Here is a 17969-nt window from a genome sequence, read left to right as displayed (position 1 = left end):
CCGGCCGTGTCCGCCGACACGCACGCTCTCGACGCCTCGCCTCCGCGCCAGTTTTTTTATGCCTCGGTCGACGGTAACGGCCGTGAACCGGCGCGAGGTGCTTCGAACAGGAGCGACGATCGGACTCGGTGGGCTCGGCTGTCTGGCGGGGTGCACGGCTCCGACCGCCGGCTCGGCCTTTCGCGAGGGGTTCGAAGGCGGCCTGGGAGACTGGACGAGCGACGCGGCGATCGGTCCGGAGGTGGACGTCGCCGAGTTCGAGTGGACGGTCGTCGTCTCGGACGAGCAGGCCGCCGAAGGGGACCGGAGCCTCCGCATCTTCACCGAGGGCGACTACGACGACGGGACGGCGTGGGCCGTCCACCCCGTCGCCGTCGACCCGGGACGGGCGTACACCGCCGAGGTCTCGGCGGAGATCTGGAGCGAGTCGGAGTCGTTCAACACGCTCCGGGACGCCGTGATGCGACTCGGTCCCTCGCCGCCGGAGACCGAGGAGGACTTCCCCAGTCCGGGGGTGAACACGTCTGTCCTGGGAGAGACGCCGTACGGCGGCCTCCGCGAACCGCTGTGGCTGGCCGACGGCTGGCGCGAGTACTCCTTCGAGTGGACGACGCCGACGCTATCGACCGACACCCTCCACGTCGCGGTCGGGGTGAGTGTCATCTGGGAGGGTGACGCGACCCACTTCGTCGACGACCTTCGGGTGACACTGACGCCGCGGTGAGCCCGGCCGAGGCGGTTCCCGGACGGCCTGACGGACGACCGACGGGGCCGAGCCGCAGAACGAGACTCCGGGGGAGGCTTTTGCCGTCGAAAGCGAGTTCCGAGCCGTCGTGTTCCGCGACTCAGCCGTCGGCACGTGCCACCGTGTACACCAGTCGACCGAGCGCCATCCAGCCGACCGCGAGTGGGACGAACGCGATGTTGGTCCCCACGAGGGCTCTCCCGAACGGGAGCGGAAGCAGCGACAGGAGCCGGAGGACGAGGAGCAACAGCACGAGCATGGGGGCGGCGACCAGCACGCCTGCCGCGAGCGGTCGACCGAGGCCGAGACGCCAGAGGGCGACGCCGAGCAGCCCCCCACCGACGAAGACGAGTCCGAACCCGAGCAGGAACGCCCACGTGAGCACCAGTCCCGCCGGGTCCTCGCCGGTCGCAGGGACCCGTCTGAACCCCGCGTCGACGAAGACCGCGACCCGACGCAGAAGCAGGCCGGCGACGACGGTCATTCCCGCTCCCGAGAGGGCGACGCCGGCTCGGCCGACGCGACCGTATCGGTCACCGAACGCCGTCCGAGCGCCGACGAGTCCGACGGCCATCAGCAACCACCCGAGGAAGGAGCCGACGTCGAACGCGGTCCCCACGTACGGTCGGGTGCCGAGCGCCGCCAACTGGAGCCACGGCATCGCCATCCAGAGGACCGACCCGACGACTGCGGCGACGCCGCTCAACGGAGCCCACGCTCCGTCTCGGTACACGGCTGTCACACCCATACCCCGTCACCGTCCCCTGGACGGAAAACCCTGGATGCTGCGCGTCACGTTCGAGGGATCGACGGCCGTCCGGCGGCCGACAGTAGCTGCCACTTCGTGTCACTCGCACTTTATATTCTGAGCGAGCGATACCCACACTCATTCTCACACAGAGAGCAACAGGTACACCATGTCCGCGATTACACCCCTCGACTCCTCGACCGTCTCCGACCTTCGCACCGCCGTCGCCGGCGACGTCATCACTCCCGACGACGAGAGCTACCACACCGCCCGCGCGCTCTGGAACGGGCGCATCGACCGGTTCCCCGCGGCCATCGTTCAGGTCACCTCGACAGACGACGTCGCCGAAGCGATCCGGTTCGCCCGCGAGCAAGAGCTCCAGATCGCCGTTCGCGGTGGCGGCCACCACGTCACCGGCAGCGCCATCGTCGACGACGGACTCGTCGTCGACCTCTCGAACCTCACGACCGTCGACCTCGACGCCGAGGCGCGGACGGTCCGCGTGGGCGCGGGCTGCCGCGTCAGCGACATCCTCTCGGTGACGCAGGAGCACGGCCTCGCCATCGCCTGCGGGAGCGCCGCACACAACGGCGTCGCCGGCTCGACGCTCGGCGGTGCCATCGGCTGGGTCCGACGTAAGCACGGGCTGGGTGTCGACGGCCTCCACTCCGTCGAACTGGTCACCGTCGACGGCGACGTGCTGACCGCCAGCGAGACGGAGAACCCGGAGCTGTTCTGGGGCCTCCGCGGCGGCGGCGCAAACTTCGGCGTCGTCACGAGCTACGAGTTCGACTGCTTCGAACTCGGCCCGGAGGTCGCGGTCGCGCAGGTCGCGTACCCGGCTCCCGACGCGGAGACGACGTCGGATATCTTCCGACGCTACCGCGAGTTCGTCGCCGACGCCCCCGACGAGGTGACCTCGATGGCCCTCCGGACGTTCGTCCCGCCGTTCCCGTTCGTCCCGCAGGAGTTCCACGGCGCGCCCATCGTGATGTTCTTCGGCGTCTACGCCGGCGACGTTGCCGAGGGTGAGACGGCGCTCGCCCCCCTCCGCGAGATGGGTGAGCCCGCGATGGACCTCAGCGCCCCGATGCCGTTCCTGGCCGTCCACGAGATCGCCAACGAGATGTTCCCTTCCGGAAACCGTTACTCGTGGCACTCGCTGTACGCCTCGGAGCTGTCGGACGACCTGATCGGTCGGATCGCGGCAGCCGGCGAGTCCGCCCCCGGCCACGAGGTGGCGGTGACGGCCTGGCACCTCGGCGGCGCGGTGAGCGACGTCGCCGCCGACGAGACCGCCTACGCCTGGCGTGACGCCGAATTCCTCGTCTCCATCGACACGACCTGGCGCGACCCCGCTGCCGACGAGGCACACCTCGTGTGGTCCGAGTCGACCTGGCGCGATCTCCGCGAGTCGGCGGCGACGCTCGAAGGGTTCTACCCCGGCTTCCCCGGCTTCGTCTCCGGTGAAGAACGGTCGCAGATGGCGTACGGCGACAACCTCGCTCGCCTCGCGGAGCTCAAGACCGAGTACGACCCGGAGAACCTGCTCCGCAGCAACCTGAACGTCACGCCCGCCCGCTGATCTCCTCGAACGCCCCGGTTTTTTGTTCCCCCCACGACACGCTTCGCTCGACTCCGATGGGTACGGCACTGCCACCGACCGTCGTCCAGCTCGGAATCGTCGTCCTGACGATCGGGGGGCTCTGGCTCGGTGCCCGGCTCCTGGTCGACACCGTGATTCGCCTCGCGCGTCGCCTGGGACTCTCGGAACTCACTATCGGGCTGACCGTCGTCGCCGCCGGGACCTCCGCGCCCGAACTCGTGGTCAGCGTCGACGCGGCGCTGGCCGGCCTGGGTGCCATCGCCGTCGGCAACGTCGTCGGCTCGAACGTCTACAACCTCGCCTTTATCCTCGGCGTCGTCTCGCTGGTCCGGGTCGTCCCCATCGAGCGGTCGCTGGTCCACCGCGACGGGGTCGTTCTGGTCGCGAGCACGCTCCTCGGCGGTGCGGTGCTGTTCGACGGGGTCGTCAGTCGGCTCGAAGGAGCGCTGCTGGTCGGGCTGTTCGTCGCCTACACGGGCTACCTCCTCCGGACGACCACCGAGACGCCGACAGCATCGACGTCGACATCGGAATCCGCATCGACAGCGACAACGACATCGGAGCCGTCGTCGGTCGACGCCTCCGGATCGGCCGACGTGGGGGCCGACGACGCGGCCACGAACCCGCCGAACGCCGTTTCGACTGCGCTGACCGAGCGTGTCGACTTCCGTGGCCGCGACGCGCTCTTGCTCGTCGTCGGACTCGGGGTGGTGCTCGTCTGCGGGGACCTGTTGGTGGGTGCGGCTTCGGCGCTGGCCCGTGGCGCGGGCGTCTCTGACCTGGTGATCGGCAGTACGATCGTCGCCGCCGGCACCTCGACGCCGGAGTTCGCCGTCTCGCTGGTCGCGATGCGGCGCGGTCGCCTCGGTGTCTCTGTCGGCAACGTCGTCGGCTCGAACGTCTTCAACGTCCTCGGGATCATGGGTCTCTCGGCCGTCATCCGGCCGCTTTCGGTCGGCCCCGACGTGCTACAGACCGTCGCCTGGCTGACGGTCGTCTCGGTGCTGATGGTCGCGGCGCTGTGGACCGGCCGACAGCTCTCCCGGGTCGAGGGTGGGCTGTTCGCCACCTCCGAAGTCGCTCGATGGATACTGGGCCTCGTCGGGTAGCGGCTCGCACCCGGACACGTTCTGCACGACGTCCACCCACTGTCGTCGTCACTCCCCAGGGTCGAATCCGGGCCGACAGTCCGCTTCGGTCGTCCGTCTCACTGCCACCACCCGCGTCACCCGGGGCTGTCGGGGGACTGTCCGCTCTGTCCGTCGCCCCCTCGGTCGCTGAGTTCGCCGTACAGCTGTGCGTACACGGGCTCGCACCCGTCGGCGAGTTCGCGGTGACGTGCGACCAGTTCGGCGTCGTCGGCCACCCACCACCGTTCGTCGCCTCCGCAGGGGGCGAAGACGCGCTCCTCGAATCCTCACGAGTACCGTCCATCGAAGGGCTCGGTCGCCGTCGGTGCGGCACACCCCGGCACCAGCGCCGCCGGCGTGAGTCGGCGGACGCGCCTGCGCGTGGACGGCACGTGGCCGACGACTCGCGCACCGAGGGTAAACCCTGGTTTCGCCGTCACGGAACGAGTCCTGCACCCACTGTACGAACGAGTCCTGCACCCACTGTGCGAGCGAGTCCTGCACCCACTGTACGAACGAGTCCGATCCCCTTCACGCGAACGACGGGACGACGACCCCGAACAGCACCACCGCCTCGGCGGTGAGGAACGTCGTCAGGAGGAACCCTCCGAACTGGGCGACCGGTCCGGCCGCGAGCGCCAGGCGCTCGCGTCTCCCGTGTTGCCGCGCCGCCACGACGAACGCGCCGGCGAGCGCGACCACGAACCAGAGGAACACGCCGAGGTCGAGGAGGAAGAACTCCCACGCCTCGTACGGCCGGGGGAGGCGCGTGCCGAGCGCGACGAGGACCGTGAGCAGGCCGGCGGCGGTCGTTCCGACGAATCCCCACGCGCCGAGCGCGAGGAGACGGCGGCGGCCCGTGGTCGGACGGTCGCGGACGTACAGCAGGACGGCGACGGGCGTCGGCGTCAGGAGGTACGCGACCGGTCCCGGACGAGGGTTTGACGTCGCGTCGAGGAGGAACAGTCCCAGTCCGAGGGCGAAGACGGCGGTCGCGGGAAGCGCCGACCGGCGGGGGTCGAGCGTCGGAGCGGCGGCGAGGCGCGACACGTATTCAGCTCGCCCCCGGAGAACGGTGCGCGTTCACAGGGGACCCACCCCGACGATGAGAGCAAGCACCGCGAGCGCCCCGAAGCCGAGGAGGAGCGACACGACGGCCGCGAGGGCGGATCGCCGAACCGCGCGTGACCGGTCCGAGTCGGCGATGTACAAGCCCCGTCCAGACAGCTGTACCCCGATCTTCTCGACGTCGAGCCGCGGATCCGCGGTAGGCTGAACGCGCCCCTGGACGACGATGGTCTCGCCGTCGTCGATCCGCGCTTCGTAGTACTGGCGCGGGCCGTCGTGAGAGAGTCCGGACAGCGAGACGTCGCCCCGTTCGACCGGGTCTCGAACCGGATCCGTGACGTGTTCTTCGTTCAGGCGGAGCGTCGCGCCGACCGGATCGACGACCACGCTCCCGCTGTAGTCTCGGAGCCGGAACCGCACCGCCTCCTGCCCTCGACCGAGCTGGTGGAACGACTGTTCGACGCGGCCGTCGAACCCGCGGACGGTCCGGAGTCCGACGACACGCCAGGCGTAGCCGAGACAGTCCCGTCCGGTCAGCGGCCCGCGGACCGTCTCGTCGATCCGTTCCGCGCGTCCCGAGACGGTGACCGTCCCGGAGGCGTCGTCGAGCTCACCGATCGGGACGGCACGCTTCCGCCAGAGGCGAACGGCCAGGTACGCCTCGCGGAGTCCAGCACCGAGCAAGAAGAGCCCGATACCTCCCGTGATGAGCACGGCGACGAGGAGGTCGCCTCCGACGGCCATGCGACGACCTCTTTCCCCGGCCCGATAAACGTGTTCACGGTGTGTCGTCCCGTTCGAGCGCCCGCACTCGCTCGGCGAGCGCCCGGTTCATCGCCTCGTACGCCTCGTCCGAACCCGGTCGGACGATCAGGGGGGCGGTGATGCCCGAGACGTGCTCCCGGTTGACGAACTCCGTCCGATCGCCGTCGTGCGCGCGGAGCTCGAACGTGTGCCGCCCCTCGTACAACCACGGCCCGCCGAGGGAGGCGACCCACTCCAGCCGGCGCGCCGGTTCGACGGCGGTGATCGTCGCCGTGATGGAGCGCTCGCGGCCGCGGTGCTGGACCGTGAGGTCGACGTCGGCTCCCTCCACGGCGACGCCCTCGACGGCCGTGATCTGTGGGTTCCACGCCCCGTAGGCCGCGAAGTCGGTGAGGACCTCCCAGACCCGCTCCGGGGGCGCGTCGATCTCGCGTTCGGTGTGGATCTCTCTGGTGAACATCGTTGGTTCGGTCGACCCCTCAGAGCGTATCCCCCAGCCGCTCGGTCGCGGTCGCGTTCACGAAGTAGGTCGCTTCGTACGGTCGACCGTCGGCGATTCCGGTCGGCTGGCCGGAGCCGTCGTCGCCGAACGTCCAGTAGAAGCCGACCGAGACGACGACCTCGTAGCCGTCGCCCCGCTCCGTGGCGGAGACGACGCCCGCCCCGACGACGACCTCCTGGATCGTCTCGGTCTCCTCCTCGACGATACGGTTGTGGCGGTACGCCTCCTCGTAGGCCGCGACGTACGGCCCGGCCGTCTCGGCGTCGACCGTGGGTGGCCGATCGGGGTACTCCTTCGGACCCACGGCGTCATCGGTCGGCGCACCGAGCCCGCCGAGACACCCGCCGAGGAGGACCAGTCCGGCGAGCACGCCAGTGACGACGGTCCTATCCGGCGGATGTCGGCTCATACTCACCCCCCGTCCGCCGGGGTGAAATACCTGTTCGTGGAGAAACAGGTGTGCGCACGACGTCGTGAGGAGGGCCGCTCGACCGTGACCGACAGCCGCCTCGCACCCCTCGACACCCTCCGCGTGCCTCCATGGTGCGCGTCGTCTCCCACCAGACGGCGATCTCCTGCGGCGACGTTCCCCGCTGCCGTCGACGCCTCACATGTCCGTGTGTCGCCCGCGCTGTCGGGCCGGCAGCCGGAACGCGAGGCTGTACATCTCCCCGACCGACTCCCGGTCGACGGCGTCGACGAGGCGATCGGTCTCGGCGCGTAGCTCGGCCTCCAGTCCCTCCGGCAGCCGCGCCGCCGCCTCCCGCGTCGCAGCCGCGTGTGCCTTGACGTGGGTCCTCGTCCACGGCACCGGATCCAGTAGCGTCGACCCCCGGTCGAACGTCCACCCCGAGCCGACGAACAGCCGGCGGAGGACGTCGGCGGGATAGAAGGTGAGCGCGGGTCGGCCGTCGGCGAGTTCGGTCGCCGCGTTCTCCAGCGCGAACAGGTCGCCGACGGCGGCGGCGTCGGGGAGCGGTTCGTAGTCGTCGACGACGAGGTGTCCACCGGGGGCCGTCACGCGTGTCAGTTCGGTCGCGGTCGCGTCGAGTGTCCGGGGTTCGAGCACGTTGAACAGGCCGTGAGCGGTGACGACGTCGATCGCGTCGGCCGCGAGCGGGAGGGCGCGAACGTCGGCCTCCAAGACGACGAGCCGATCGTCGTCGCCCAGCCGTTCGTCGACGGCGCGTGCGTGGCCCGGGTCGTTCGTGACGGCGTACACCCGCCGGGCACCGGCCGCGAGCAGGCCCGCGGTCGTGTTGCCGACGCCTGCACCGGCGTCGAGACAGACCGCGCCCGACACCGGACGGTCGGCGAGGGCCGTCGTGACCGTGGTCGGGACGTCCATCGGTGACTCTCGTCGCCGGCGCGTCAGTGGTGGAGCTGTTCGGGGACGGGACTCCGTTCGTGACGGAGCCGCTCGATCAGCGACCGCTGGGCGGCCTCGTCCATCCCGTCGTAGCGCGTGGCCGCGTCGAGCACCATCGCGACTAGCTTCGGATCGCCGGGACTGACGACGGTCGACAGCCCCTGCGCGGCTGCGAAGTCGAACCGTGCCCTGATCTCGTCGGGTGTGTCGATCGGCTCGTACCAGTTGGCGTACGGTCGGTCCTCCTCGGGGAGGTCGTCGGTCGCGGGCCACGGACCCTTCGCGAACGCCTTGATGCCGAGCGTGCCGATCCCCGCCTCCTCGGCCTGGTCGAGCACCGCCTCGTAGTCGTGTTCGGCGTCGTCCTTGCCCGCGACGACGGGGTTCAGCGGGAACATCACCGTCTCGAGGTCGTCGATGCGGTCGATGGCGTCGAGGATCAGGCCGGGGTCGCCGTGGCTGGTCAGACCGACGTGGTCGACGAGTCCATCGCGTTTGGCCTCCCGAATCGCCTCGAGCGCACCCCCCTCGGCAGTGATCTCGTCGAGCTCGTCCTCGTACTCCAGTCCGTGGATCTGGTAGAGGTCGATCGTGTCGATCCCGAGGCGGGTGAGCGACCGGTCGAGCTTCCGCCGTGCTCCCTCGTATCCCCGTTCCTGCGTCTTGCAGCCGAGGAAGATCTCGTCACGGTGCTGGCGGAGTTTGGGACCTAGCTTGAGTTCGGCGTCGCCGTACGTCGGTGCGACGTCGAAGTGGTTGACGCCACGGTCGAGCACGAGTTCGACCAGCTGGTCCGCGCCCTCCTGTTCGAGCCAGTTGAGCGCGATCGCGCCGAAGGTCATGACCGTGCTGTCGTGGCCGGTCTCGCCCAGTGGGCGTGTCTGCATGGACGTGACTCACGGGCGGTCGGTAAAAAGCGTGTGTGCCGGTCGACAGGAAGGGCGTGTGTGCCGGTCGACAGGAAGGGCTTGTGTGCCGACTCGACGGAAGAGCGTGTGTGCCGACTCGACGGAAGGGCGTGTGTGCCGACCCGACGGAAGGGCGTGTGTGCCGACCCGACGAGAGGCACTCGTCGAGCCTGCCGTACGGCGTGCCGGCTCCGTGTGGACAGTCGAGACGGTCGACCCACTGCTACCCTCGGAGCGTTCGGAGCTCTCGTCGATCGTGAGAGATGTGACTCTCCGACGAACGGCCGCGCTTCGACGTCGATCAATCGACGTCGTTCACCTCCAGCGGGTCGGTGTACCCCGTCGCTCGCTCCTGGAGCTTCGTGACCGACTGCTGGAGCCGTTCTCCGACCGGGAGCGAGCGCTTCGTCATGATGACGGTCGTCTGGGCCCGCTCTGCGACAGTCTCCGGAATCGTCCCGAAGAGGAACTTCTGGAACACCCCTTCTCGGGTGGCCCCGATGATGGTCAGGTCGTGGTTCGCGCTCTCGTCGACGAGTGCAGACACGACGTCGTCGCCCTCCAGCAGGGTCGTTTCGACCGGTACGTCGTCGATGCTCTCTGTCGCGGTCGAAAGCATCGACTGGCCCTGCTGGCGTATCTCGTCGTCCGCGTCCAGCGGGAGGACGTACACCGCGTGGATGGTCGCGCCCGTTCGTCTGGCGACGGCCTCGGCGGTCTCGACCGCGAGCGCGGCGTGCGGCCCGCCGGAGGTGGGCAGCAGGATCGAGTCGATCTCCCCGTCGGCTCGCATCCCGAACTTCTCGACGTAGACATCGCAGGGGGCTTCGGCGACGATCCGGTCGACGTTCGTCCCGAGCACCACGTCGCGTCGCTGGGTTCGTCTCCCCTTCCAGCCGACGACGACGGCGTCGCTGTCGTGCTGGATGATCGTGTTCAGGATGGCCGAGGCGGCGTTGTGGCCGATCCTGATCGTCCCGCTGACGGGGACGCCCTCCTCGTCGGCGATCGACATGGCGTAGTTCAGCACGTCGCGCTTCTCGTCCGTGCGCTCGCGGCCGCGTGACAGCGGCGTCTGTTCGGGGACAGTGACCACGCTCATCACCAGGACCTCGCCGTCGTTCTCGGCGGCGAGCGTCGTCGCCGTCCGCATCAGCTGTGCGGCGTTCCGTGGGTTCGCGATCGGGACGACGACCTGATACCCCTCTCCCGACGCCTTGTACTCGGCGACGGCTGTCGGGGTTTCGCGTTCGAGGCGTTCGACGGGCGGCTTCTGACTCTTCCAGGTGAACCAGACGGCCACGCCGACGAGTTCGACGCCGAGCCCGATGGCGAAGGCGACGAGGCCGACGTTGAGCAGGAGGCCGACATTGGCGAGGACGGCGACGATGGGGACGAACGGGACGAGCGGGACCCTGAAGCCGCGCTCGAGGTCGGGGTACTTCCGTCGCGACTGGATGAGCGCGATATTGACGATGCTCAGCCCGCTCAGGAGGAGGAAGTTGGCGAACTGTGCCAGCCCCTCGATCCCGAGGTGGAGCCCGAACAGGGGTTCGGTCCCGGCCGTCTCTCCGAAGACGATGGCGAAGACGACGATGTACACCAGGATCAGCCCGCCCGTCAGGAGGACGGCTTTGTACGGGGTGTTGAAGTCAGGATGAATGTCCTCGAATCCGCGGGGGAGGTGGCTCCGCCGGGCCATCGAGAGCTTCACGCGCGACCCGGCCATGATGGTCGCGTTCGCCGCCGACAGCATCGAGAAGAGCGCCCCGACGATGATGACGTTGAACCCGATCGGGCCGAGGTAGTACTGTGCGGCGTACCCCATCGACACCTCGCCGTTCTCGCCGACGAACGCCGCGGGGTCGAGACCGCCGAGGTCGACGTTCTGGGTGAGGAAGTCGAGGAACGCGGCGTTGTTGACCGCGAGGACGATGACGAGCACCACGAGGGCGTAGATGACCGTCACGATCCCCATACTGAGGTAGATCGCCCGGGGGATCGTCCGCCCGGGGTCTTTGATCTCCTCGGCGTTGGTCGTGATCGCCGAGAAGCCGAAGAACGTGATGAACACCAGCGCGCTCGTGAGCCCGATCTGGGCCACCTTGTCGATGTTCTCGGCGACCGAGATCGCGACGACGGCCGAGTCGAACGTCTGGAGCCCGCCCCAGAGGAAAAACAACAGCAGGACGACCTTGAGCAGGGTGACGATGATCTGGAACTGGGTCGACTCCTCGGTCCCCTTGAGGTTGATGAGGATCAACAGCCCGAGGATGGCGAGGCCGGGAATCCAGAAGGGCAGCGCCTCGGGCACGTCCAGGATCGGGTAGATGAACCGGAAGAACCACTCGGAGAAACTCGCCAGGTAGAACGCTGCGCTCGCGGGGTAGCCCAGAATCATCGTCCAGCCCATGATGTACGTGACGTCGCTGTCGAACGTGTTCGCGACGAACATGTAGCCGCCGCCGCTCTCCTGGTAGATCGAGGAGAACTCGGCGTACGCGGCGGCGGTGAACCCCGCGATCACCGCGGCGAGGAGGAACGAGCCGATGGCGACTGCGCCGACGTTGGTGACGGCCAGCCCAGAGAGGACGAAGATGCCCGCGGCGATCATCGTCCCGACGCCGATGGCCAGAGCACCGACGAGCCCGATCTCTGGGTTGAGTTCCTCGGTGAGCTGCTCCGTCCCCGCCGACACAGACGCGTCGTCCCCCGCGGCAGTCATACCCTACGTCAGCACGGGCAGAGGACATGAACGCTCTGGTATATATACACGAACCCCTGTAAATATACAACACACAAAATATAATCGACTCCGCGTACGGATACGGTCACACAGCACGCACGGGCGCGTCACCGGCACCCCCGTGATCCGGGTGGCTCCGATGCCAGTTCATAAGGGCCGTTGTAACCGTGTACCGGTGTTTCGCCAGAACAGTCGCCGCCTCGAGACCAAGCTGTCGGATCGCGTCTCGCATGTGTTCGCCCCGGACGAACGCCACACCGTCCGACACTCGCAACTGGTGCGCCAGCGCGGGCACCTCGCCGCGGCGATCGTCGAACGCGTCGTCGACGTCCGCGATGGTCTGCGACTGTCGTCCCGACTCCGCGAGGTGGACGGCGCCTCCCGCGGCCGGTTCCCCGCGATCGCCGAGGCGATCCACGACGACGGGCTGATGAGCGTCGCGCCGGAGGGGGCGCGACGTCTCGTGGCAGGGTGGTCGCCCGAGGACGGAGACGAACGCCGTGACGACCACTCCCGACCCGACTGGCTACGTCTCTCCCTCCGTCTCACTGGCCACGTCTCTCCCTCCCCGTGTTCAGCGCGGAATCAAAAGTACCATGACATCCCCCCACCCAGCCATCGGTACTCAGGTGGAACACGTGACCGACAAACGCGAGTACACGGACGACTACCGCGACAAGACGCTGTACATCCCGGGTCCGACCGAGGTGCGCGAGGACGTCATCGAGGCGATGTGTCAGCCCATGTTCGGACATCGCATGGAACGCATGACCGACCTCTACACGACCATCGTCGAGGACACGAAGGAGTTCCTCGGCACCGACAACGACGTCATCGTCCTCACGGCGTCGGGCACGGAGTTCTGGGAGGCGGCGACGCTCAACCTCGTCGACGAGCACATCCTCTGTGCGACCAACGGGAGCTTCTCCGAACGCTTCGCCAACGTCGCCGAGCGACTCGGCAAGACCGTCGACCGACTCGAGTACGAGTGGGGCACGGCGGTCAAACCCGAGGACGTGCGAGAGCGACTCGAAGAGAGCGACACCGGCTACGACGTCGTGGGCTGCGTCATGAACGAGAGTTCCACGGGAGTCAGAAACCCGATCGAAGAGATCGGCGACGTCGTCGCCGACTACCCCGACACCTACTTCGTCGTCGACGCGGTGTCGTCGCTCGGCGGCGACTACGTCGACATCGACGCCCACGGCATCGACGTCATCTTCAACTCCTCGCAGAAGGCGTTCGCCATGCCGCCGGGGCTGACGACCTGCGTCGTCAGCGACGCCGCCTACGAGCGCGAACTGGAGAAAGAGTCGGCGTCGTGGTACGGTGGCTTCCAGCGGTGTCTGGACTACTACGATCGGAAGGGACAGACCCACTCCACCCCGGCGATCCCGATCATGCTCGCCTACCGAAAACAGATGAAACACATGCTCGACGAGGGACACGCCGAGCGCGACCGACGCCACCGGGAGATGGCCGAGTACACCCGCGAGTGGGCTCGCGAGCACTTCGATACCTTCCCCGAGGCGGGCTACGAGTCACAGACCGTGAGCTGCATCGAGAACACGCGCGGTATCGACGTCGCCGCGACCATCGACGCGGTCTCCGAGCAGTACGACTACGTCTTCTCGAACGGGTACGGATCGGCGCTCGGCGAAAAGACGTTCCGGATCGGCCACATGGGCGAACACGACGTGGAATCGATCAGGGCGCTGACCGACGCCATCGAGGACGTCGCCGACCTGTGAGCCGTCGGGCGGCACCTGACCTCGTCACGTTCGTCCCGGTCCGTCTCGATCGATCCCCGGCTTCGGACTCGTGACCTGCAATCAAACGAATATCGCCCGGAACACTACCGATCGACGAACGACTAGTAGAGTGTGCGTGAGAACCGATGTACTCTGAACCCGCTCACGGTCGCAGTGGGAACTACGAGTTACGGTCGAGCCACTCACAGAACTCCTCGAAATCCCTCGCACCCGCGCTGTCGGCGATACTACGGAGCGTCCCTGCTCGAAGTTCGTCGTGTAATGGAACCGTGACCCGCCGTCTGTCGGCTTCGCTCGTCGGATGTTCGTAGTACAACTGGGCGTGGTCGCCAGTCGTTCGTCGCCACTCGAATCCACCGACGTTGACCAGTACTTTCACCATTCTCGGCCGGAGAACGCCCTCCTCCCCATCGATTACTCGAGTACGTCCGGCGGCTCCTGTGTACCAGTCGTGTTGTCCGGGGGCTGAACCCACCTCACGGAGTTCCTCGTCGGTCGGCGCTCTCCCAACCTCGTCGTTGTGGAGCGCGACCGCCTCGTCAAGGTTTGCCAGTGTAGCCTCCCGAGACTGCCCTTGCGTGGTGACACCGTTTTCGACGTCTTTGGCGACCCATCAGTCGTCCTCACGCCACAGCCGAATCTCCGCTTCGTGCGGGCTCCCATCTCGCGTCGAACTGGCTCTGTTGGTCTGAGATAGTAGGACGTCTCGCGTAGGGATTCGGTCGTGAGCTGATACACCTCGCACGCGGGTGAGCACTAATGTCACGAGAATACGTCCACAACGAAGCCACTGCCGGTGAATTCGACGTGTACGCCCGGAACACTACCGGCCGAGTTTCTACTAGTAGGCTCGGTGGAAGTAAAAATCGAACGAATTGAGCCGTGAACTCAGACAATACGACACGCCAATCGGAACTCGGCACATGCAATCTAATTCTGTTATCTCTTCGTTCTTGGTGGCGGTCAAGCGGAAACGAGGATACTACTGTACTGCCTCGTCAATTGTCTTTACAAATTCCTCTGGATGCTGTGATCCGATAAGCACTACGCGTCCGTTCGTTCGCAAAATCCGAATCCCTTGGTTGCCATGTACGTTGTACGCGATCTTCCCGGGTGCCCAGCGAATGCCCCACCCACCGAACTCACGAATTGGTCTGTACTCTTCGGGCTCGTAGCGTTCAATCTCCGTCCATTGTACCCGACGGAACGACCGATGAAGCGGCCACATTTTGAGATAGATGCCGTCAGCTCTCACTTCGGTTTCGAGACGAAGGCTGTACAGAAGTCCAGCGACCGCACCGACGACGACGAGCCCGCTCCACGAAATGGGTCCCAACACGAGCATAAGAAGCGCGATACCGCCGAGGAGTGCCCAGAGCCACGGCTGGCGAAACCGCTGCACTTCTCGGAACAGTGGGGTCTTCTCCATGAGTAAGTAGTATGGAAGTGTCGCCGTGCGGTAATGGGCTTACCGGCCTTCGAGAGACAGTGGGGACAGATACGGACTGTGTCCCCGGCAGTCTACCCTTGTTCCTTCAGCGTAGCCGTTGTACCTCATCGGTGGATGTGCTACGCGGTGTCCGTGAGTGACCGTTTGCCTCGACGATAGCTCCGCACGAACGCATACAGCAATCCAAGCAGACCACCCACACTCAGGACACCCGGACCGACACTGATCGAGATTTCTTCTGCGGTGTTGACGAACGCGAAGAGGTACGTAATCGTCCCCGGCTTCCCGACCGTCATCGATTCGACTCCGAGCGCCGAGAGGAGTATTGGACCACCAAGTGCCAGGAGAATCCCCACGACAAACAACGCCACCGCCGCACCGGAGAGTGCGTCCCAGACGAGCGACGTAATCGACAGCGAACGCGGACGATCACTGTCCTTCCCAAGGATTCTGACGCCGCGTTCGTGATCAACGATACGAATGTGTACCGGGTAGCTCACTACCATCAGTGTCATCCAGATGTCCGCGACCGCGCCAGCGGCATTCAGTGTCAGTGGAATGGCCAGCCAGCCCCACTCGAGAAGGATCATCAGGGGGATACCGACGAGTGTCATCACGACGAGGGGCGTCAAGAGAACCACGATGAACTGGTTGCGCGTGAACTCGTGATCGGTCGTCGCATACGCATATGGGAGAACGAAGTGAGCGACACCGACACCGTAGCGAGGCTCGCCACCGTAGTATCTGATTGCGAGCCCATGTAGCCACTCGTGGGGTGCGAGAACCGCGGTCCCAAGAAACACGAGGACGAGGATGTTCAGTGGGGTTGCAAGCCAACCGACCGATACCGGCGCAAATTGAAACGTTACAGCGTTACCGGTTGTGAACTGGTAGAGGCCACTAAAGAGCGTCCACCCGACGAGCATTCCCAGCGTGCCGATTGCCAGCATCTGAATCGTAAGCCCGCGAGTGAGTTCGAGATCGGCGAGAACTCGCTCAGTAGACAAGTCATCCATTCACTAGCGTGACATCCCTCTTGCAGAAAAGCGTTCGCACCATACTCGATATACGCCCTGTATGCAGCACGACCATCCAACGCTGACAGATGTCAGTACTCTCGGGAGACCTCATTCCAAGCTCGTTATCACCGACTGTTTCCAAGATTCGGTAGGAAGAGCGGTTACTACGGAAGAATCGATCTCGACGATAGACCGTAACTGAACATATACATATTATTCACTGATGATTCTAAGAGCATACTCGAAATGTACACCCGGAACACTACCGGGCGAGCTTCTACTAGTAGGCTCGGTGGAAGTGAAACACTGGGACTCTGTGAGTCGGGAACCGAAGGTCGTGAGAGAACTATTCGTGTTCGAGCGCGTCGTAGATGTCGCGGTGTTTCTCCCGGTCTGCCTTGGCGACTCGTAGCACCAGTTCTCGACGAATATCGTCCATCACGTCGTCGAGCGGGGTACGGTCGCCGGTATGGCTATCGGATGTCATCCCGTCCGTCCTGATTAGGCGTGGCGGTCGATCCACTCACAAAACGCGTCGAAGTCGTTGGCCCCGGCACTGTCGGCGATGCCACGGAGCGTTCCGGTCCGAAGCTCGTCGTGTAACGGAACCGTGACTCGCCGTCGGTCGTCCTCGTTCGTGGGGTGCTCGTAGTACAGTTGTGCGTGATCGCCAGTCGTCCGTCGCCACTCGAAGCCCCCGACGTTGACCAGCACCTTCACGACTTCCGTGCCGGAGAACGTCCGTCTCCCCATCGATTAGTCGAGCACGTCTGGTGCGTCCCGGTCACCGGTCCTGTTGTCGGCCGGGTCGATTCCCATCTCACGGAGTTCCTCGTCGGTCGGATCTCTCCCGATCTCGTCGTTGTGGAGCGCAACCGCCTCGTCGAGGTTTTCTAGTGCAGCCGTTCTGGACTGGCCTTGCGTCGTGACTCCGGTTTCGACGTGTTTGGCGACCCACCAATCGTCCTCGCGCCACAGACGAATCTCGTCGGTGTGAGTCGCTCCGTCTCTGGTCGAACTGGCCATTCTAGCTACGGATAGCGCAACGCGTCGAATAAGCGTTTGGTCGGTGGCTATCCAAACATCTCACATCTATCCAGATTCTTCGAACAGTCGGACTAGCCGGGATAGCCCACTGACCGAAGAAGGTCGACACATGTAATCTACTTCAGGAATGATCTTGGCACGAACGGATTCCGAGTCGTGGATGTCGATGTCCTGTCACCATATCGTCAGCAATTGCCTGCTGAATACAGAAGGTGAGTTCAGCAGGCAATCAACGACCAAACACTCACTCGGTGTGCATTCGCAATACGCCGAGTCTTAGACAGAAAAACTACAATTACAGGTTACAAAGTCGGGGCTTGGAATGTACTGGGCCGAAGTTCTCTTTGGGAGTAACGATGTGGACTTGAGGACATCAATAATCGGGTCTCTCGCCATCTCATTCGTCGTCGCAATCGGTTATCTAACAGGCGTCTTCGGCTCTGCTTCGTTTGTTTCGTGGGGTGGCCCGAGCCCCCCGTTCATTGCGACACTCATCGCAATAATATCGTCTAGTGTAATCGCGTACTTCCGTCGCGAGTTCATTCTGGGTCTTGCCAGTTCCTGTTTCGTGTTTTTCTCCACAGGGCTTGTCGAAGTGTTCTTCCTATACCGAGGGTTCACCGTCACAGAGCGATTGGGTTTTCTCTTCGACCTCGATTTCCTCATCGTCTCATGGGGGTGTTTATTCGGCTGTATCGGGTACGTGGGCGGGGAGTTGCTTCGCCGTCAGATTAGACGCAGGTGATCAGAATCCAGTAGGAAGAGCGGTTACTACCAAAGAACCGGACTCATCGGTAGATCGCAACTGAATCGAGCTATATTATTCACAAATATTTCTAAGAGCATACTCGAAGTGTACGCCCGGAACACTAACGACCGGTATCATCCCTGGGCTGCGTGCCGTGTCAACCGGGAAACCCTCGTGCCGGGCGGCCCACGTTCGGTCGAAACCAGGTGTGAGCGGGCCCTCATGTGCCACACCGGGGTTCTCCGCGCGTCATCGCGCCCTCGTAGGCGTACTCGGGCGGGGACTGCGGTGTGCAGCGCACAGTAGTCGGTGTGGAAACAAACCAGTTGCGACAGGGTGGCCCGGT

Annotated in this window: 20 protein-coding genes and 2 pseudogenes; 5 read left to right on the top strand and 17 right to left on the bottom strand. The window is 65.3% G+C overall.

Annotated elements, in window-relative coordinates:
• Positions 1-82: 82 nt before the first annotated feature.
• A complete protein-coding gene (locus FZP69_RS13470; protein WP_152041923.1) occupies positions 83-724 on the top strand; it encodes a hypothetical protein in 642 nt (213 codons plus the stop codon).
• 121 nt (positions 725-845) lie between these two features.
• Here FZP69_RS13470 and FZP69_RS13465 read toward each other — a convergent pair whose 3' ends face one another.
• On the bottom strand, positions 846-1493 hold the full coding sequence (locus tag FZP69_RS13465; protein WP_152041922.1) for a hypothetical protein: 648 nt from the start codon (positions 1491-1493) through the stop codon (positions 846-848).
• A gap of 169 nt (positions 1494-1662) precedes the next feature.
• On the opposite strand from FZP69_RS13465, the gene FZP69_RS13460 reads away from it, so the two are divergent.
• Both FZP69_RS13460 and FZP69_RS13455 read left to right on the top strand, forming a co-directional pair.
• A complete protein-coding gene (locus tag FZP69_RS13460; RefSeq protein ID WP_152041921.1) occupies positions 1663-3078 on the top strand; it encodes an FAD-binding oxidoreductase in 1416 nt (471 codons plus the stop codon).
• 56 nt (positions 3079-3134) lie between these two features.
• A complete protein-coding gene (locus FZP69_RS13455; RefSeq protein WP_152041920.1) occupies positions 3135-4208 on the top strand; it encodes a sodium:calcium antiporter in 1074 nt (357 codons plus the stop codon).
• 116 nt (positions 4209-4324) lie between these two features.
• Here FZP69_RS13455 and FZP69_RS22605 read toward each other — a convergent pair whose 3' ends face one another.
• From FZP69_RS22605 to FZP69_RS13415, 9 genes are all read right to left on the bottom strand, one after another.
• The gene (locus FZP69_RS22605; RefSeq protein ID WP_192918583.1) at positions 4325-4465 is read right to left on the bottom strand and encodes a hypothetical protein; all 141 of its coding nucleotides are present in this window, start codon (positions 4463-4465) and stop codon (positions 4325-4327) included.
• A gap of 295 nt (positions 4466-4760) precedes the next feature.
• Positions 4761-5279 (bottom strand): hypothetical protein, encoded by a 519-nt coding sequence (locus FZP69_RS13450; RefSeq protein WP_152041919.1) that lies wholly within the window; start codon positions 5277-5279, stop codon positions 4761-4763.
• Positions 5280-5312: 33 nt separating this feature from the next.
• Positions 5313-6041 carry a hypothetical protein gene (locus tag FZP69_RS13445; protein ID WP_152041918.1) on the bottom strand — a complete coding sequence of 243 codons (729 nt, stop codon included), beginning with the start codon at positions 6039-6041 and terminating at the stop codon, positions 5313-5315.
• A gap of 34 nt (positions 6042-6075) precedes the next feature.
• Positions 6076-6522, bottom strand: coding sequence for an SRPBCC domain-containing protein (locus FZP69_RS13440; protein WP_152041917.1), 447 nt, complete (start codon positions 6520-6522; stop codon positions 6076-6078).
• Between the two features lie 19 nt (positions 6523-6541).
• Positions 6542-6973: a hypothetical protein gene (locus FZP69_RS13435; protein WP_152041916.1), complete on the bottom strand. Its 432-nt coding sequence runs from the start codon at positions 6971-6973 to the stop codon at positions 6542-6544.
• 198 nt (positions 6974-7171) lie between these two features.
• Entirely contained in the window at positions 7172-7912 is a 741-nt protein-coding gene (locus FZP69_RS13430; RefSeq protein ID WP_152041915.1) for a class I SAM-dependent methyltransferase, read from the bottom strand.
• 23 nt (positions 7913-7935) lie between these two features.
• On the bottom strand, positions 7936-8820 hold the full coding sequence (locus FZP69_RS13425) for an aldo/keto reductase (RefSeq protein ID WP_152041914.1): 885 nt from the start codon (positions 8818-8820) through the stop codon (positions 7936-7938).
• Between the two features lie 322 nt (positions 8821-9142).
• The gene (locus FZP69_RS13420; RefSeq protein WP_152041913.1) at positions 9143-11566 is read right to left on the bottom strand and encodes an amino acid permease; all 2424 of its coding nucleotides are present in this window, start codon (positions 11564-11566) and stop codon (positions 9143-9145) included.
• Positions 11567-11672: 106 nt separating this feature from the next.
• Positions 11673-12005: a hypothetical protein gene (locus tag FZP69_RS13415; protein ID WP_152041912.1), complete on the bottom strand. Its 333-nt coding sequence runs from the start codon at positions 12003-12005 to the stop codon at positions 11673-11675.
• Positions 12006-12225: 220 nt separating this feature from the next.
• Between FZP69_RS13415 and FZP69_RS13410 the strand changes: the two genes are divergently transcribed.
• Entirely contained in the window at positions 12226-13338 is a 1113-nt protein-coding gene (locus FZP69_RS13410; RefSeq protein ID WP_152041911.1) for a pyridoxal-phosphate-dependent aminotransferase family protein, read from the top strand.
• 181 nt (positions 13339-13519) lie between these two features.
• Here the strand turns inward: FZP69_RS13410 and FZP69_RS13405 are convergent.
• From FZP69_RS13405 to FZP69_RS13380, 7 genes and pseudogenes are all read right to left on the bottom strand, one after another.
• A pseudogene (locus tag FZP69_RS13405) lies at positions 13520-13770 on the bottom strand (type II toxin-antitoxin system HicA family toxin).
• Between the two features lie 3 nt (positions 13771-13773).
• A pseudogene (locus tag FZP69_RS23425) lies at positions 13774-14077 on the bottom strand (type II toxin-antitoxin system HicB family antitoxin).
• A 264-nt stretch (positions 14078-14341) separates the two neighbouring features.
• Positions 14342-14788 (bottom strand): hypothetical protein, encoded by a 447-nt coding sequence (locus tag FZP69_RS13395; RefSeq protein WP_152041910.1) that lies wholly within the window; start codon positions 14786-14788, stop codon positions 14342-14344.
• 140 nt (positions 14789-14928) lie between these two features.
• Complete coding sequence (locus FZP69_RS13390) at positions 14929-15825, bottom strand: DUF3267 domain-containing protein (protein WP_152041909.1); 897 nt, start codon at positions 15823-15825, stop codon at positions 14929-14931.
• Between the two features lie 349 nt (positions 15826-16174).
• Positions 16175-16315, bottom strand: coding sequence for a hypothetical protein (locus FZP69_RS22600; RefSeq protein ID WP_192918582.1), 141 nt, complete (start codon positions 16313-16315; stop codon positions 16175-16177).
• Positions 16316-16329: 14 nt separating this feature from the next.
• Positions 16330-16581 (bottom strand): type II toxin-antitoxin system HicA family toxin, encoded by a 252-nt coding sequence (locus tag FZP69_RS13385; protein ID WP_152041908.1) that lies wholly within the window; start codon positions 16579-16581, stop codon positions 16330-16332.
• 3 nt (positions 16582-16584) lie between these two features.
• Positions 16585-16854 carry a type II toxin-antitoxin system HicB family antitoxin gene (locus FZP69_RS13380; RefSeq protein WP_152041907.1) on the bottom strand — a complete coding sequence of 90 codons (270 nt, stop codon included), beginning with the start codon at positions 16852-16854 and terminating at the stop codon, positions 16585-16587.
• 343 nt (positions 16855-17197) lie between these two features.
• On the opposite strand from FZP69_RS13380, the gene FZP69_RS13375 reads away from it, so the two are divergent.
• Positions 17198-17620: a hypothetical protein gene (locus FZP69_RS13375; protein WP_152041906.1), complete on the top strand. Its 423-nt coding sequence runs from the start codon at positions 17198-17200 to the stop codon at positions 17618-17620.
• Positions 17621-17969: the final 349 nt, after the last annotated feature.

Source organism: Salinigranum salinum (assembly GCF_009176545.1).
Lineage (GTDB): Archaea > Halobacteriota > Halobacteria > Halobacteriales > Haloferacaceae > Salinigranum > Salinigranum salinum.
This window is presented reverse-complemented; position numbering and strand designations above follow the sequence as displayed.